This is a genomic window from Pseudocolwellia sp. G5-9, assembly GCF_055808995.1.
Window position 1 is genome coordinate 1,466,703 of record NZ_CM147893.1, and the last position, 15,836, is coordinate 1,482,538.

Genomic DNA, 15,836 nt, shown 5'->3' on the forward strand with positions numbered 1-15,836 from the left:
AAATGCTAGCTTTACTCTTTATCATCTTCAATATCTGTAGATTCTACTGACTCATCGTCCATCAAATGCTTATCGCTTGCTACAGCTTTATCAACCAAAGAGCTCATACGAACACCTTCAGCCATTGATTGATCATAAACAAAGCGTAAATGAGGCATAATTCTCGCTCTCAATTTCTTTGCAAGTAATGAACGAATAAAGCCAGCAGCATCGTTTAATACTTCAATAGAGCTTTTAATTTCTGATTCTTCATTTGTAAAAAAAGTAACAAAAATTTTTGCATAAGCTAAATCTCTAGTTACCTCTACTGCTGAAACCGTTGTCATACTTAAACGAGGGTCTTTAACTTCTCTCATCAGTATAGTTGCGATTTCTTTTTGAATTTCTTGTCCGACTCTATCGGTACGAGCAAATTCTCTTGCCATCTTAATTACCTATTATTTCAAACAGCTTGCCATGGCTTACTGTTCTTTAAAAACATAAAAGGGCTAATACAAGATTAGCCCTAGTTTCATGCAGTATATTGTTTAATTAAAGTGTACGTTGAACTTCAACTGTTTCAAATACTTCAATTTGGTCACCAACACGAACATCATTATAGTTCTTAACACCGATACCACATTCTGTACCGTTACGAACTTCTTGTACGTCGTCTTTAAAACGACGAAGTGATTCTAATTCACCTTCGTAAATTACAACGTTTTCACGAAGTACACGAATAGGAGCTGAACGTTTAATAAGACCTTCAGTTACCATACAACCAGCAATAGCGCCGATTTTAGGTGATTTAAATACGTCACGTACTTGTGCAAGACCAATGATTTCTTGTTTGAATTCAGGGGCAAGCATACCGCTCATTGCTTGTTTAACTTCTTCAATCAATGCATAGATAACGCTGTAGTAACGTAAATCAATCTTTTCAGACTCAATCACTTTACGAGCAGCGGCATCAGCACGAACGTTGAAGCCAACAACTATAGCATTTGATGCTGCAGCAAGTGTTGCATCTGTTTCAGTAATTCCACCAACACCTGAACCAATAATTTTAACTTTAACTTCATCAGTTGAAAGCTTAGTTAATGAATCAGAAATTGCTTCAAGTGAACCTTGTACATCAGACTTCAATACAACGTTAACTTCAGAAACATCACCTTCAGCCATGTTAGCAAACATGTTTTCAAGTTTAGACTTCTGTTGACGCGCTAATTTAACATCACGGAATTTACCTTGACGATAAAGAGCAACTTCACGTGCTTTTTTCTCATCTTTAACAACTGTCGCTTCATCACCAGATTGTGGTACACCACTTAATCCTAATATTTCTACAGGAATTGAAGGACCAGCTGATTGAATTGGCTTACCGTTTTCATCGCGCATTGCACGAACACGACCGTATTCTAAACCACATAATACGATATCGCCTTGGTTCAAAGTACCTTCCTGAACAAGAACAGTAGCAACTGGGCCACGACCTTTATCAAGTTTAGATTCAACAACAACACCGTGTGCCATTTTATCGACTACAGCAGTAAGTTCTAGTACTTCAGACTGAAGTAAAACAGCATCAAGTAATTCATCAATACCTAAACCTGTTTTTGCAGATACATGACAGAATTGAACGTCTCCGCCCCACTCTTCAGAAAGCACGTCGTGTTGCGATAATTCACTTTTAACACGTTCTGGATCTGCGCCTTCTTTATCCATTTTGTTTACAGCAATAATAATTGGAGCATCAGATGCTTTAGCATGCTGAATAGCTTCAACTGTTTGTGGCATAACACCGTCATCTGCTGCAACTACAATAATAACGATATCGGTAGCTTTAGCACCACGAGAACGCATTGCAGTAAACGCCGCATGGCCTGGAGTATCTAGGAATGTGATCATTCCATGTCCAGTTTCTACATGGTAAGCACCAATATGCTGAGTAATACCACCCGCTTCGCCATCAGCAACTTTTGCTTCACGAATGTGATCAAGTAGTGAAGTTTTACCATGGTCAACATGACCCATAATAGTAACCACTGGTGCACGAGTAATTGACTCACCCGAATGACCACGGTCAGATAATACGGCTTCTTCAAGTGCATTTTCTTTAACAAGAACCACTTCACGACCCATTTCTTCAGCAACAAGTGCTGCTGTTTCTTGGTCAATCACTTGGTTAATGGTTGCCATAGCACCCATTTTAAACATTGCTTTAACAACTTCAGCGCCTTTAACAGACATTTTATTTGCTAATTCAGCAACAGAAATCGTTTCACCAATGCGAACTTCATTAAGCTTAGTTTCAGCTGGTTTAGTAAAACCATGCTGTAAGCTTTGAGGTGCTGATAAAGTTTGTTTACCACGAGAAGCACGGCCACCTCTTGCATTACGATCTTGTGAAGTATTTTTCTTCTTACGACGACGACGTCCGCCTTCATCGGCTGAATCGCTTTTATCTTCAGCTTCTTGAGCGTATTTAGAAGATGTTAAATGCACAACTTCTTTTTCTTTTGCTTTACGTTCAGCTTCTTCTGCTTTCCAACGAGCTTCATTTTCTTCAGCAAGTTTTTTAGCTGCTTCTGCTGCTGCTTTAGCTTCTTCTTCAGCTTTAGCCGTAGCTTCAGCTTCTTGAATTAGACGAAGTTTTTTGGCTTCATCACTTTCTGCTGGTTTAACTGGAGCTTTAACTTCATCAATATTTTTTGCTTTAGCTACTGCAGCCGCTTTTGCTTTCGCATCTGCTTCTTCTTTAGCTTTAGCTTTTGCTTCACGCTCAAATTCTAATTTAGCCGCAGCTGCTGCTCTAGCATTTTCAGCTTCTTTAGCGTCTGCAATTGCTTTCGCATTCGCTGCTTCTTCAGCTTTAATACGAGCTTCTTCTTGTGCTTTTGCTTCTTCTTCAGCAATTTGTTGTTCTTCTAACTCACTACGCTTAACGTAAGTACGTTTTTTACGAACTTCAACATTTACTGATTTAGCTTTACTACCATGCCCAAGAACTAAAGTTGATTTAGTTTTACGGTTTAGTGTCATTTTACTTGGCTGAGTTGATGATTCATCACCATGTTGCTTTTTCAAATGTTCTAATAATTTTTCTTTTTCATCTTGCGAAACAGAATCGGTTACCGACTTTTGAACACCAGAGTCAGCTAATTGACTAACTAAGCGTTCCACCGGTGTACCGATTTCTTTGGCAAGCTCTTGTACTGTTACATCTGCCATCTATAATTTTCTCCCGGTGTTATTATTCTTCATTAAACCAACAAATATTGCGGGCAGCCATAATTAGCTCGCCTGCTTTGGTTTCATCTAATTCTTCAATATCTGATATTTCATCAACACCTTGTTCAGCAAGATCTTCTAAGGTAATTACACCTCTACTTGCTAAAACAAATGCTAAATGACGTTCTAAACCTTCAAGGTTTAATAAGTCTTCAGCGGGTTCAGCACCTTCAAGTGTTTCTTCACTTGCTAATGCTTGTGTTGTTAATGCTTCTTTAGCTCTTGCGCGAAGCTCTTCTACAATGTCTTCGTCCATACCATCAATTTCCAACATTTCAGCTGCTGGAACATAAGCTATTTCTTCAAGTGAAGTAAAACCTTCTTCACATAAAAGCGTTGCAAAATCTTCATCAAGGTCTAACTTTTCAACGAATAAAGATAATACTTTGTCATTTTCAGCTTGATGTTTTTCATTCATCGCAGCAACAGTCATAACATTCAATTCCCAACCCGTTAACTGGCTAGCTAAACGAACGTTTTGACCACTTCTACCAATAGCCATTGCTAAGTTGTCATCTTCAACGGCAATGTCCATGGTATTTTTATCTTCATCTACAATAATTGATGCAACTTCAGCGGGTGCCATTGCATTAATTACGTATTGTGCTGGATTGTCATCATATAAAACGATATCAACACGTTCACCACCTAACTCACTAGAAACGGCTTGTACACGAGAACCTCGCATACCAACACATGCACCAACAGGATCAATACGTTTGTCGTTACTTTTCACTGAAATTTTCGCGCGAGAACCTGGATCACGAGCAGCGCCCTTTATCTCAAGCATTTCTTCGCCAATTTCAGGAACTTCAACTCTAAATAGCTCAATTAGCATTTCAGGCTTAGTTCGACTAACAAATAATTGTGCGCCACGTGCTTCAGGTTTAATATCGTATAATAAACCGCGAATACGATCGCCTGGACGGAAAGTTTCACGCGGTAACATATCATCACGATATATAATCGCTTCTGCATTACTACCTAAATCTAAAATAACACTATCGCGGCTCGCTTTTTTCACTACACCTGTAATGATTTCACCAATTTGATCTTGGTAAGCATCAACAATAAGTCCACGTTCAGCTTCACGAATTTTTTGAACAATAACTTGTTTAGCGGTTTGAGTGGTTACACGGTCAAATGTAACTGACTCTATTTGCTCTTCAACATAATCGCCAATTTTTACATCTGGGTCATCATACTGAGCAGCATCAAATGTGATTTCTGCATATGGATTTTCCATTTGATCATCACTAGGAGCTATAACTAACCAACGACGGAAAGTCTCAAATTCTCCTGATACGCGATCGATACTTACTCGAACAACGATATCACCTTCATATTTCTTTTTTGTGGCTGTTTCCAAAGCGGTTTCCATCGCTTCAAAAATACTTTCACGCGGTAATGCTTTTTCATTTGAAACAGCATCTACAACTAGTAATATTTCCTTACTCATGCTACTTAGCCTTAATTATTTAAAATAAATCTAAAAATTATCATTAAAATTTAGGAACAAGATTTGCTTTATCAATGTTACTAAAAAGAAGTTCATAATCCTGACCATCAACTACCACTATTAATATATCGTTATCGATAGTCTCAAGTTTGCCTTTAAACTTACGGCGGCCGTTTAAAGGCATTGATAATTTAACTGTTATGGTTTCCCCTATTACAGCTTGAAAGTGCTCTAAACTAAATAGAGGCTTATCCAAACCGGGCGAAGACACTTCTAAGTTATATTCTGAACCTATTGGATCTTCTACATCCAATATTGCACTAACTTGACGACTAACTTCTGCGCAATCATCAACGTTTATGCCATTTTCATGGTCGATAAACAAACGTAAAACCGAATTATTGCCTGCACTTATAAACTCAATGCCGAGTAACTCTTTACCAACACCTTCAACGGCAGGCCTTAACATTTCAGTTAACTTTTGATCAAACTTAGCCAATCATTTTCTCCAGAAACAAAAAAAGGGCATTAAGCCCATTATCAAAACATTTATTTGTACAAACAATGTCATAACAACAATCATTTACACATAAAAAAGCCCCTAACGAGGGGCTCAAATTCACTAACCCTCTGTATTGGCGAATAAAGTTCATTCGCCATAAGTACAACAGTTAATATTTATTAATAATACTCTCAATAAATACCTAGTGACAACTGCTACACTAAAAGCTGGTACGAATTATATATTTACTAACGTCTAAGCGCAAGGGCTTTACAAGTAAGGATAAAAAAAACGTTAAATAAAAAAATGCTGTATTTAAATTTAGGTGCTAATATGAATAAAAAACACTCAAAAATTAAACATTTGTGATATATCTTATTAGTATTATATGGTATATATAGCGCGTAAAAACCAATTAACATTTACCTAACATTTAACTAACATTTGTTCTTTTGGAGCTAACAAGTTTATTATGTATACTTTTTCTCAATTATTGTTACGAAATTGCATATTAGGAATTGTTTTTTCTTTAATTATTGTACTTTTTTCAATATTTACTACATCAAAATATTTACAAGAAAAACAAAACGTTCATGCTTCTATAATTAAAGCAAACTCAGCTTTGTTGTTAAGTGATCAGTCACAACTAAATAATAACAATGCAGCAGAACAAATATTTATAGAGTCGTTACGTTCAAATTATAAATATAGTTTACTGAAAATAACGAATAACACCGATAAAAGTATTTATAATTATTCAACCCCTATCAATACACTTATATTGCCTTACACTTTACCTAAAATTAATAAGTTAACAGTAAAAAACAATTTAACTATTGTTTATCAGCTTGATTTTAGTAATGAATCATCACTCATTATAAAATTGCTTTCATTAATATTAGGTTTAACCTTTATTTTTATACTAATTGCTAGCTTATTAAGTTCGCACAGCTACAAAACACTTCTAAAAAAATTATATGACGATTTAAAAATAGCGATAAATAATAATTTTACAGAAGATGAAACCTCAAAAAGCAATGCTCCCGCTGAATTTACTCATATATTTACTGAGCTTAAAAAATTAATTAGTACACATAACATAAATACAAAAGCGCTTGAAGAGAAAGCCTTTTTAGAGCCTATTACAAAATTAAGTAATAGAAGCCGTTTTGTTCAATATTTTGAAAACCAAATAAGTAGTGATAAAAACATTAAATTTGGCGTATTAACAATTACACGATGTTCAGAATTACAAACAATTAACCAAATTCATGGCTACAATGCTGGCGACACTTATATATGTGGCGTTGCTGAAATAATGAAAGGATTGATAGCTAAGTATCAAGGTGCGCAATTATTTAGACTAAACAGTTCTGATTTTGCAACAATAATCCCCAATAGCACCATTAAAAATGCGGAAAAATATGCTGAGCAATTAACAGAAAAATTCAACTCGTACCAACAAGTTTCAGATTTAGATTCGGTTGCTTTTACTGGACTGGTATATTTCGAAAAAGACAAACCTTTAGGCGAGTTGCTTGCCCTCGCAGACACCGGGATCAGCATAGCTCAAACACAACACAAAAACTCTTGGTATGCGCAAACTGACACAGATATTTTAGAAAGTGCCAGTGCTAGTTATGGCAATCAAAATTGGCGTCAAGAAATTGATAACGTAATAGAAAATCAAAGAATTACTTTACTGGTACAAAATATTAAACCGTCTAACCGAAATGTTAAAGTTTATGGTGAAATACTAGCAAGATTCTTAAATTCAAATGAAGAAATGTTACCTACAGCTTCTTTTGTTGCTATGGCAGAAAAGCTCGACAAAATTGTTGCAATAGATAAGATGATTATTGAAAAAGTTATTTCTGAGATTGCTAGTAAAAATCTTACTAATTCTTCTTATGGCATTAATGTAAGTACACGAAGCATTCACGATGAGCACTTTTTAATTTGGTTAGAAAGAAGATTACTTAGAGATTCGTCAATCGCTTCAAGACTTATTTTTGAAATAACAGAATATGGTCTACAACAAAATATAAAAACCAGTAAACGCTTTATTGATATGATCCACAGAGCGGGTTCCAAAGTAACAGTAGAACGTTTTGGTGTTGGCTTAACATCATTTAAATTCTTTAAAGACTTAAAACCTGACTTTATTAAAATGGACAGTACTTATACGCGTGATATTGATGAAGATAAAAACAACCAATACTTCTTACGCTTAATGGTAGATTTAGCTCATAGATTGAGTATTTCGGTATTAGCTGAAAGTGTTGAAGGCCAAGAAGAAAAATTTGCCCTAGAAAAACTCTTTGTAGACGGTTGCCAAGGATTTTATATAGGTAAGCCACTACCTTTATAGCACTTTAAACACTAGCTAACTGCAATGTTTTTTATTAAAAAGGCATTGCAGTTTCCTTTAAAACACCAAAATTTTGTATCCCTAAAAATATTCCCCTCCGTCTTACCACCTATATAATTGCTCATAATCTAAACAATTACTTGAAATGGCTCATAAACTTTCCAAATTGATGAATAACCCTACAATCAAGCGGTTGTTTCTTTTGGTATAAAAACGGATAATATCCACCATAAATTTACCAATGTAATCATTAAATGTCTGAATATCTCTTATTATTAGTCGGTACTGTGTTAGTGAATAACTTTGTACTCGTAAAATTTTTAGGATTATGCCCTTTCATGGGAGTTTCATCTCGTACTGAAACTGCTGTTGGCATGGCCTATGCGACGACATTTGTAATGACATTAGCTTCTTTACTAAGTTACCTTGTTAATACCTATATTTTAGCGCCGCTAGGGTTAGAATATCTAACAACTATGGCTTTCATATTAGTTATTGCTGTTGTCGTACAATTTACCGAGATGGTAGTACATAAAACGAGTGCCAATTTATATCGCCTTTTAGGTATATTCCTCCCCCTTATTACTACTAACTGTGCTGTATTAGGTGTTGCTTTACTTAACTTGTATGAGCAACACAACTTCTTTGAATCAATAATCTACGGTTTTGGTGCCGCAGCTGGATTTTCATTAGTGCTGATTATGTTTTCTGCTATGCGAGAAAAATTAGCCAATGCAGATATTCCAGCTCCATTTAAAGGTTCTGCAATAGCAATGATCACCGCGGGCTTAATGTCATTAGCCTTTATGGGATTTACAGGATTGGTGAAGTTCTAATGTCTATCGTTATCGCAATTCTTGTTATCGGTTTTATTGCCCTATTATTTGGCGCTTTGCTGGGCTATGCCTCAATTCGATTTAAAGTTGAAGGTGATCCACTCGCAGAACAAATAGATGACCTACTGCCACAAACACAATGTGGCCAATGTGGCTACCCAGGTTGTAAGCCCTACGCAGATGCTGTAGCCAATGGTGAAGCAATTAATAAATGTGCACCTGGTGGCGAAGAAACTATAAAGAAAATAGCAGAATTAATGGGTGTCGAAGTACAAGCATTAGATGAAAACCATGCCGCTGATAACACGCCAAAAGTAGCCTTCATTATTGAAGAAGACTGTATCGGCTGTACTAAATGCATACAAGCGTGTCCAGTAGATGCCATCATTGGTACCACCAAACAAATGCATACCGTTATTGTAGATGAATGCACAGGTTGTGATCTATGTGTTGCGCCTTGTCCCGTTGATTGTATTGAAATGCGACCAATTGAAACAACAAAACAAAGTTGGCAATGGGATTTAAATAGCATACCTGTAACACAAGTTGATTAGGAAAATACGTGAATTCTATTATTAACCGAATTGATAAAAACCAATTTTGGAAATTCCATGGTGGCATTCACCCACCTGAACAAAAATTTATCACTGAAAACAAGCCTATTCGTACTTTGCCTTTACCAAAAGAGCTTATTCTTCCACTGCAACAACATATTGGTCAAGCAGGTGAGTTAATTGTCTCTGTAGGCGATACAGTGTTAAAAGGTCAAGCTTTAACTGCTAGTAATCACCCAATGGCAATACCTATTCACGCACCAACAAGTGGCACGATTACAGCGATTAAAGATGCAACTATTGCTCACCCTTCTGCGTTACCAGAACCTTGTTTATTTTTAGCGCCTGATGGCAAAGATACATGGCAACAGCGCAATATTTGCACTGATTATCATAAACTCACTAATTTCGAACTATTAGAAAAAATAGCGAATGCAGGCATAGCAGGAATGGGAGGAGCTGGTTTTCCTACTCATATCAAAGCTAATAGCTCAGCTGCTCATTCTAAAAGAATAGAGTTTTTAATCATTAATGCTGCTGAATGTGAACCTTATATAACAGCAGACGATTTACTGATCAGAGAACAAAGCCCAACAATAATTGATGGCATCAATATTCTTCATCAACTCATTAATCCTGAATATGTATTAATTGGTATAGAAGACAACAAACCCGAAGCCATTAAAACATTACAAAACGCAACTAAAGATCTCGAACATATAAGAGTTTGTGTTATTCCCACCAAATACCCTTCTGGCGGAGAAAAACAACTGATTCAAATATTAACAGGTAAAGAAATACCTAGCGGATTTTTACCGAGTTCTCAAGGTATTATCATGCAAAACGTAGCAACCTGCTATGCGATTGCTGACGCTGTTATTAACGATATCCCGTTAATTAAACGAGTAACTACCGTTACTGGTTTAGGTTTAAATAAACCTCAAAACGTATGGGCCTTGTTGGGAACTCCTGTTAACTATTTACTTGAGCAATGTGAATACCAACCGCAAAGTAATAAACAACGCATTATTATGGGCGGCCCTATGATGGGGTTTGCTTTACCGTCAGGTAATGTACCCGTTGTAAAAATAACAAACTGTGTACTTGCGCCAAGTGAAAAAGAAATTGCTGCTGAAAATACAGAAGTTGAATGTATACGCTGCGGACAATGTGCCGATGTATGCCCTGCCCAGCTTCTTCCGCAAGAACTCCAATGGAGCGCAAAAGCTAAAGATCACGATCAACTAGAAACCCTCAACTTATTCGACTGTATAGAATGTGGTGCCTGCGCTTACGTATGCCCTAGTTACATTCCGCTAGTACATTACTATCGCATTGGTAAAGCTGAAATACGTGAACAAAAGCAGCTTGAAATAAAAGCCGAAAAAGCAAAAATAAGATTTGAAGCACGTAAGCTAAGATTAGAACGTGACAAAAAAGCGCGAGAAGAAAAACAGCGTAAAGCCGCTGAAGCCCGTAAAGCAAGAATGAATTCAGGTACTCCTGAAGCCAAAAATGAAATGTCAGCGGTTGCTGCAGCTTTAGCACGTGTAAAAGCTAAAAAAGCACAAACTACAGATGCTGCAACTACAACTCCTCAAGAGCAGCAGGCAGTAGAAGCCTCAGAAAAACCTAAAAACCCACAAATTGCAGCTGCGATCGCTCGTGCTAAAGCTAAAAAATTAGCCAACCAAAATAATTTTGATGCTGAAGATTCAACTAAAATTGAAAATAAACAAGACACTAAGGCAAATAATAAAACAGAAAAAAAACCTGCTTTAGAAGTTTCTCCAGAAGGTAAAAAATCAAAAGTAGCAGCAACTATCGCGAAAGCAAAAGCTAAAAAACTAGCGAAAGAAAATAAAGCTAAAGAAGTCCCTTCTACAGTAACTAAAGAAAGTGATGTTCCTTTAGCTGATACATCAAAAGCTACAGACACTCCTGAAATTGGTGAAACAGTAAAAACACCTGAAGTTATTGAAAAACCTAAAGTGACCGAAGCAAAAACTAATAATACAAACAAAGACGATAAAAAAGCGAAAATAGCAGCAACTATTGCCAAAGCAAAAGCTAAAAAGCTAGCAAAAGAAGTCCCTGCTACGGTAACTGAAGAAAGTGATGTTCCTGTGGCTGATACATCAAAAGCTGCAGACACTCAGAAAGTAGCTGAAACAGTGAAAACACCTGAAATTATTGAAACGCCTGAAATTATTGAAACGCCTGAAGCTACCGTTGCAAACGAAGACGATAAAAAAATAAAAATCGCAGAAGCTGTAGCGAAAGCCAGAGCAAAAAAAGAAGTTACAACACCAACAGACAGTAAAGATACGATAGCAGAAGAGAAGAAAAAAAGAATTGCTGAAGCAGTCGCTAAAGCAAAAGCCAAAAAACAACAACGTTCAGAGTTAACTTAAATTATGGCCTTTTGGATCGCAAGCTCGCCGCATAACCATTTAAAAAATAAAACATCCGCTTTAATGAGGTTGGTAATTTACGCCACCATCCCAGGTATTTTGGCGCAATGGTACTTTTTTGGTTGGGGTAACTTAATTCATATTTCACTAGCTATTGCGAGTGCATTAGTTGCTGAGTTTTTTATTTTATCCTTAAGAGAAAAGAAAATTCCTGAACAAATTTTCGATGGTAGTGCCATTTTAACTGCCATACTTTTAGGTATTAGCTTACCCGCATTAGCGCCGTGGTGGATATCTATTTTAGGTGCAGCATTTGCCATTATTATTGTAAAACAGCTATACGGCGGCTTGGGTCATAATCCATTCAACCCAGCTATGGCAGGCTATGTCATGCTACTTATATCATTCCCTGTTCAAATGACATCGTGGCAACCGCCATTACAGTTAATGGCAATCGACTTAAGTGCATTTGACACGCTCTCAGTTATTTTTACCAGCTACACCACAGACGGTTACTCGGTTGAGCAATTAAAAAGACACATAGACGGTTACACCATGGCAACCCCGTTAGATACCGTTAAAACCAATTTAACCTTAGGTTTAACCATTGCTGAAAGCATGGACAGCGCCGTTATAGGTAAAAACTTTGGGATAGGCTGGGAATGGGTAAATGCTGGATTTTTACTGGGTGGCTTGTTTTTAATATTTAAAAAAGCCATTGATTGGATCACCCCTTTTAGCTTTCTATTTAGCTTATTTTTATTTTCATTCATCGCCTTCATGTATAGCCCTGATAGTAACGCATCAACCATGTTTCATTGGTTTAATGGTGCTTGTATGCTGGGCGCATTCTTTATTCTTACCGACCCAGTTTCGGGCGCTACCAGTAATAAAGGAAGAATGATTTTTGGTGCATTAGCTGCCTTACTTGTATTTATTATCAGAAAATATGGTGGTTACCCTGAAGCTATGGCTTTCGCTGTGTTACTTTGTAATATGTCTGCGCCTTTAATCGATCAATACACACGTCCTCGCACATACGGACATAAAAAAACGCAGAATGCTCAGGATAAAACTAATGCGTAAAGCTATTCAAAAAAATGCTAATGTGCTTGCCATATTCGCTATCGTTTGTACCGCTGTTGTCGGCATAGTCCACTCATTAACTAAAGATGAAATTGAGTTACAAAAACAACAGCAATTACTCAAAACGCTATCACAAGTTATTGACCCTGCAACATATAACAACGAAATAATTAACGATTGTATTATGTTCAGCCAAACAGGTTCAGATAAAACAGCTAAGTCAAAAAATCAAACACCTCATGCTGCTTATATTGCAACTTATAATGACTCTCCTGTTGCTATGGCAATAACCGCCACAGCACCCGACGGATACAACGGAAATATTGATATTATCGTTGGTATTAAAACCAGTGGTGTTGTGAGCGGCGTTAGAGTATTAAATCATAACGAAACCCCCGGTTTAGGTGACAAAATAGAGCTTAAAAGAAATTCTTGGATCACAACATTTACCGACAAAAAGATTAATGGTAATCCAGATCCTCGCTGGAAAGTTGCTAAAGATGGCGGCATGTTCGACCAATTTACAGGTGCAACCATAACACCAAGAGCCGTAGTAAAAGCTGTACATAACACAGTGGCTTATTTTAACGAAAACAAAAAAACGTTATTCGCTCAACCGAGAAATTGTGGAGATATTGAATGACAAACGGTGCAGAATACAAAGAACTCGCATGGCAAGGTTTATGGAAAAACAACCCCGGCCTCGTTCAACTATTAGGCTTATGTCCGTTATTAGCCGTAACCTCAACAGTCACCAATGCGTTAGGTTTAGGTATAGCAACGCTATTCGTATTAATCTGTTCAAACGCGACGGTTTCATTAGTACGTAAATGGGTTCCTAAAGAAGTTCGCATTCCTATTTTTGTATTAATTATCGCCTCGTTTGTTACCTGCGTTCAGTTATTAATGAACGCATATACCTTCGTGCTCTATCAATCGTTAGGTATTTTTCTTCCGTTAATCGTAACTAACTGTGCCATTATCGGCCGTGCAGAAGCATACGCCTCTAAAAACCCCGTTAAACAAGCCACCTTTGACGGCTTAATGATGGGCTTAGGTTTTCTACTGGTTTTATTTGTATTAGGCGCAGTAAGAGAAGTACTCGGTCAAGGTACTTTATTTGACGGCGCTCACTTATTATTAGGCGAATGGGCTCATATATTACGCATAGAAGTATATAACCTCGATAACCAATTTTTACTTGCCGTACTTCCCCCTGGAGCATTTATTGCCATGGGATTATTTATCGCACTGAAAAACTTTATTGATAATAAAATTGCCGAAAGCGCACCTAAAAAAGAAGCTAAATCAATCGAGCGTGTACGCGTAAATTTTGATGCAAGTTAATAAATAAAAGCTAAAGTAGTAGAAGCTGAAATATGAATAAAGAATCACGAATAGAAATGCTAACAAGATTAAGAGATAACAATCCTAATCCTACCACCGAGCTAAATTTTAGCACTCCGTTCGAGCTATTAATTGCCGTGCTTCTTTCAGCTCAAGCAACGGATGTTGGCGTAAATAAAGCGACCGATAAACTGTATCCTGTAGCTAATACTCCACAAGCGATCCTCGACCTTGGTTTAGACGGTTTAAAGTCTTACATAAAAACTATTGGTTTATTTAACACCAAAGCCGTAAACACCATGAAAACCTGTCAAATGTTGGTAGACTTACATGGCGGCGAAGTACCTGAAAGCCGAGCCGCTTTAGAAGCCCTACCCGGTGTTGGTAGAAAAACAGCAAACGTCGTGTTAAATACAGCCTTTGGTCAGTTAAAAGACAACGAAGGTAACTACTTCATTGCAGTAGATACCCACATTCAACGTTTAGCTAATCGCACAGGTTACGCTAAAGGTAAAACCGTAGAAGAAACAGAAAAAAGTATTGTAAAAAACACCCCAAGAAAAACGGAGTTTTTCTTTAACTTACACCACTGGTTTATTCTTCACGGACGATACACATGCGTAGCAAGAAAACCCAAATGCGGCTCTTGCATTATCGAAGACTTATGCGATTTTAAAGAAAAAACGGAGTAACAATAACTATTATGAAATTTCTACACAGCATGGTTCGAGTGAAAGACCTAGACGCTTCACTAAAATTTTACGTAGATTTACTCGGTTTAGTCGAAACCAAACGTATTGACGTACCCGCAGGTAAATTCACACTAATTTACTTAGCGACGGCAATAGGTGAACCTGAAGTAGAGCTAACGCATAACTGGGGTTCAACTGAAGAATACAGCATAGGCAGAAACTTTGGCCATTTAGCCTTTGAAGTAGATAACATCTACGACTTCTGCCAAAAGGTCCTTGATGCTGGAGTTACAGTTAACAGACCACCACGCTGCGGACACATGGCTTTTATTAAATCGCCTGATAACATTTCAATTGAATTACTACAAAAAGGTGAAGCACTTTCGCCTCAAGAACCTTGGTTAAGTATGGAAAACACAGGTAGTTGGTAAAGCTTATTTTTACAGTTTAGTTTAATAGCTTCATGATAATAATGATGAAGCTATTAAATTTCATTCCTTAATCAATGGAAAATATCGAGTAACAGCGCCACCATTCACATTCTAGTTTTATGAGTAAATTTTTCACAATATATTTTCTAATGAATATTAGATTCATATTACTGATAAGTATTAGTAACAAACTAAAATCACTCCAACTAAAACCTAACCATTTAATATTTAATGTTATTTACTCATATTTAACATTACATATTACTGAGGCTTTTCAGTAATATAGAAACTGTAGTGATAATTAAAACTTTATGATTCCTAAACCTATGAAAATATGGGATTTTAATATTAATTAAATAAACGTTGTGGTGCTGACATTACTGATAATATCTCTATAATAAGCTGTTAGTTCATTACCCAATAATTATGTCATACCAAATAAGGAAGTTATAAATGCCCATAATATCAAACCGAATAAATGGTGTCCTCGTTGAATTCTCACCAAGCGTAAATAAAAATGTAGATCAAAAAATTATTGATGCATTAAACCTTGTTATAAAAAATACTATAGCGCAAGGTTATTTTTTGAATAAAATATATATTTCTTCAGCAAACGATCAACATAAAATGCCAAGTCGACATGTTCAAGGTCAAGGAAAAGCTGTTGATATATCACGAATCAATGGAATGAAAATGTCTATCTTCTATCCTTCATCACCTGCTGTAAAAGCAATAACCGATGCGATTCAAATGGAATTTGAAAACTATCAACATAGAAGAGAGAATTTTGGCCCTCTGTTGAAGAAAAAGCTAGGAAAAGACAAGGCAATATCTGGTCATGGTGACCACATTCACTTTTCCGTCAATTAGGTAA

14 protein-coding genes are annotated in these 15,836 nt (G+C 36.6%); 10 read left to right on the forward strand and 4 right to left on the reverse strand.

Annotated features, from left to right (window positions below; translation table 11 throughout):
* Nucleotides 1–11 precede the first annotated feature (11 nt).
* The 4 genes from rbfA to rimP all read right to left on the reverse strand — a co-directional run bounded on the left by rbfA (nucleotide 12) and on the right by rimP (nucleotide 5,228).
* Nucleotides 12–425 (reverse strand): 30S ribosome-binding factor RbfA, encoded by a 414-nt coding sequence (gene rbfA / locus AC0L5Q_RS06350; RefSeq protein WP_473615890.1) that lies wholly within the window; start codon nucleotides 423–425, stop codon nucleotides 12–14.
* 106 nt (nucleotides 426–531) lie between these two features.
* Nucleotides 532–3,210, reverse strand: a complete 2,679-nt coding sequence (gene infB / locus AC0L5Q_RS06355; RefSeq protein ID WP_473615894.1) for a translation initiation factor IF-2 — start codon at nucleotides 3,208–3,210, stop codon at nucleotides 532–534.
* Nucleotides 3,211–3,232: 22 nt separating this feature from the next.
* Nucleotides 3,233–4,729 carry a transcription termination factor NusA gene (nusA, locus tag AC0L5Q_RS06360; protein WP_473615898.1) on the reverse strand — a complete coding sequence of 499 codons (1,497 nt, stop codon included), beginning with the start codon at nucleotides 4,727–4,729 and terminating at the stop codon, nucleotides 3,233–3,235.
* Between the two features lie 43 nt (nucleotides 4,730–4,772).
* Nucleotides 4,773–5,228 carry a ribosome maturation factor RimP gene (gene rimP, locus AC0L5Q_RS06365; protein ID WP_473615903.1) on the reverse strand — a complete coding sequence of 152 codons (456 nt, stop codon included), beginning with the start codon at nucleotides 5,226–5,228 and terminating at the stop codon, nucleotides 4,773–4,775.
* A 475-nt stretch (nucleotides 5,229–5,703) separates the two neighbouring features.
* Here rimP and AC0L5Q_RS06370 point away from each other — a divergent pair, with 475 nt between their 5' ends.
* The 10 genes from AC0L5Q_RS06370 to AC0L5Q_RS06415 all read left to right on the forward strand — a co-directional run bounded on the left by AC0L5Q_RS06370 (nucleotide 5,704) and on the right by AC0L5Q_RS06415 (nucleotide 15,832).
* Complete coding sequence (locus AC0L5Q_RS06370; protein ID WP_473615907.1) at nucleotides 5,704–7,602, forward strand: EAL domain-containing protein; 1,899 nt, start codon at nucleotides 5,704–5,706, stop codon at nucleotides 7,600–7,602.
* A gap of 254 nt (nucleotides 7,603–7,856) precedes the next feature.
* Nucleotides 7,857–8,438 (forward strand): electron transport complex subunit RsxA, encoded by a 582-nt coding sequence (rsxA, locus tag AC0L5Q_RS06375; RefSeq protein ID WP_076419737.1) that lies wholly within the window; start codon nucleotides 7,857–7,859, stop codon nucleotides 8,436–8,438.
* Nucleotides 8,438–8,992, forward strand: a complete 555-nt coding sequence (gene rsxB, locus AC0L5Q_RS06380; RefSeq protein ID WP_473615913.1) for an electron transport complex subunit RsxB — start codon at nucleotides 8,438–8,440, stop codon at nucleotides 8,990–8,992. Before rsxA ends, rsxB begins: the two co-directional genes overlap by 1 nt.
* A gap of 8 nt (nucleotides 8,993–9,000) precedes the next feature.
* Nucleotides 9,001–11,406 carry an electron transport complex subunit RsxC gene (gene rsxC, locus AC0L5Q_RS06385; protein ID WP_473615915.1) on the forward strand — a complete coding sequence of 802 codons (2,406 nt, stop codon included), beginning with the start codon at nucleotides 9,001–9,003 and terminating at the stop codon, nucleotides 11,404–11,406.
* A gap of 3 nt (nucleotides 11,407–11,409) precedes the next feature.
* Nucleotides 11,410–12,492, forward strand: coding sequence for an electron transport complex subunit RsxD (gene rsxD, locus AC0L5Q_RS06390; RefSeq protein ID WP_077338770.1), 1,083 nt, complete (start codon nucleotides 11,410–11,412; stop codon nucleotides 12,490–12,492).
* Nucleotides 12,485–13,135: an electron transport complex subunit RsxG gene (gene rsxG / locus AC0L5Q_RS06395; RefSeq protein ID WP_473615920.1), complete on the forward strand. Its 651-nt coding sequence runs from the start codon at nucleotides 12,485–12,487 to the stop codon at nucleotides 13,133–13,135. Before rsxD ends, rsxG begins: the two co-directional genes overlap by 8 nt.
* Nucleotides 13,132–13,839, forward strand: a complete 708-nt coding sequence (locus tag AC0L5Q_RS06400) for an electron transport complex subunit E (RefSeq protein WP_077338772.1) — start codon at nucleotides 13,132–13,134, stop codon at nucleotides 13,837–13,839. The genes rsxG and AC0L5Q_RS06400 overlap by 4 nt, the downstream gene beginning before the upstream one ends.
* A gap of 32 nt (nucleotides 13,840–13,871) precedes the next feature.
* Nucleotides 13,872–14,531, forward strand: coding sequence for an endonuclease III (nth, locus tag AC0L5Q_RS06405; RefSeq protein ID WP_473615924.1), 660 nt, complete (start codon nucleotides 13,872–13,874; stop codon nucleotides 14,529–14,531).
* Nucleotides 14,532–14,542: 11 nt separating this feature from the next.
* Nucleotides 14,543–14,962: a VOC family protein gene (locus AC0L5Q_RS06410; RefSeq protein ID WP_473615927.1), complete on the forward strand. Its 420-nt coding sequence runs from the start codon at nucleotides 14,543–14,545 to the stop codon at nucleotides 14,960–14,962.
* A gap of 453 nt (nucleotides 14,963–15,415) precedes the next feature.
* Nucleotides 15,416–15,832 (forward strand): hypothetical protein, encoded by a 417-nt coding sequence (locus tag AC0L5Q_RS06415; RefSeq protein WP_473615929.1) that lies wholly within the window; start codon nucleotides 15,416–15,418, stop codon nucleotides 15,830–15,832.
* Nucleotides 15,833–15,836: the final 4 nt, after the last annotated feature.